Source organism: Gammaproteobacteria bacterium, assembly GCA_003696665.1.
Classification (GTDB): domain Bacteria; phylum Pseudomonadota; class Gammaproteobacteria; order Enterobacterales.
The window spans coordinates 1-1,526 of record RFGJ01000281.1; the positions used below are offsets into that span (position 1 = coordinate 1).

Consider the following 1,526-nt stretch of genomic DNA (forward strand, 5'->3'; position numbering starts at 1 on the left):
ACACCTGGTGCATCGGCACGGGGCGCTGCCGTGATGCCATAATCGGCCGCCAATGCCACAATGGCTTGTTCGATTGCCGATACGAAAGCCCGTACGCCCATCTGCTTCCGACGCAAGTCAACCATCAGATAGGCCACCTGTTGGCCTGGCCCATGGTATGTGACTTGTCCACCCCGATCGACCTGAATGACAGGGATGTCGCCCGGATTTAATATGTGCTCTGCTTTTCCCGCTTGCCCCTGAGTATAAACAGGATCGTGCTCCACCAACCAAATTTCGTCCGGTGTCTCATCATCCCGCTGATCGGTATAGCGACTCATCGCTTCCCAGACCGGTATGTAGCTTTGTCGACCAAGTTGACGAAAAAAAACGGATGTAGTCAGCACGTGGACGTCCCAGTGGAAAGGTTTTGCGGGATTCTAACAACCGGCGTCCCTTAGGCCAAGGTTTCTTCACTCATCCGCACAATCACGCGATTTTTACCACTTCGCTTAGCTTCATATAAGGCGTCATCAGCACGCTTCAAGGCGCTTTCCTGAGTATCTGACGCAGTCACCACTGTGGCGCCGATACTGACCGATATTGAGAGTGGTTCTGAACAAACCTGCATAGGCTGACTGGCGATGATCTTGCGAATTTTTTCGGCAGTTTCACGCACTGTACTGCTATCAGCAGAAGGCATCATGATAACAATTTCTTCACCACCCCATCGCGCCACGAGATCGCTGCTTCGCATGCTTCTCCGTAGAATAGCGGCAATCTCCATCAGCACCCGGTCGCCCACATCATGTCCAAAGGTGTCGTTGATGCGTTTAAAGTTATCAATATCGAGAATCATCAAGCCAAACTGGCCACCGTACCGCTTGATTTCACTGAGCTTCTGGACAAAGTATTCTTTCGCCGCTCGACGATTCAATAATTGCGTCAATTCATCTGTCCGAGCAAGCTTTTGCACTCTCGCCGTCAAGCGCAATATTTCGTGCTCAGCAGCTTCACGATCGCTGGCATGGATATACGTCAGAAATGTAAGCGCTACAGAACCGGCTAAGAATCGCGTCCGAATGTCCATGGGATAATCAACAACCAACCATGCTGCATCGGGCCATAACAAACTCACTGCCGCCCCACCAATCATCAGGGCATTCACCATCGCACCGATTCTCGCTCCAAAAATGAAATAGGGTATGGGATAAAATACAAAACACCAAAGATAGCCAGTGCCGTGATAGGCGCCAGTCAAAAGAAGGTAAAAATAAAAGCTCACAATCGACGCACCAGCCCACCACTGGGCAAGTAACAACTTGCCGCCCCGTTCTACATAGATGGAAAATCCACTCACCATCACGGCATAGAACGCTAGCACATGCCCAAGCGCAGTGTCACCGCGCCAGTAAGCCATCACAGTAAATATCGACAAAAAAAACGCTCCTGCCCGAGCAAAGTGGACAATTGAAAGACGCGTATAACGTCGGGAGCCCAAAGGAGTATTGTTCATCAAAACCATTATCATGACATCACTGTCATCT

Annotated in this window: 2 protein-coding genes; both read right to left on the minus strand. The window is 50.3% G+C overall.

Going from position 1 to position 1,526, the window contains the following annotated elements; translation table 11 throughout:
- The coding region (lipB, locus tag D6694_07740; protein RMH42644.1) for a lipoyl(octanoyl) transferase at positions 1-320 on the minus strand (320 nt) is incomplete at its 3' end.
- Positions 321-436: 116 nt separating this feature from the next.
- The gene (locus D6694_07745) at positions 437-1,510 is read right to left on the minus strand and encodes a GGDEF domain-containing protein (GenBank protein RMH42643.1); all 1,074 of its coding nucleotides are present in this window, start codon (positions 1,508-1,510) and stop codon (positions 437-439) included.
- Positions 1,511-1,526 lie beyond the last annotated feature (16 nt).

Bases quoted from the DNA above. Each gene is read 5' to 3' on its own strand.
- D6694_07745 (RMH42643.1), bottom strand. From the start codon at position 1,510: ATGATAATGGTTTTGATGAACAATACTCCTTTGGGCTCCCGACGTTAT.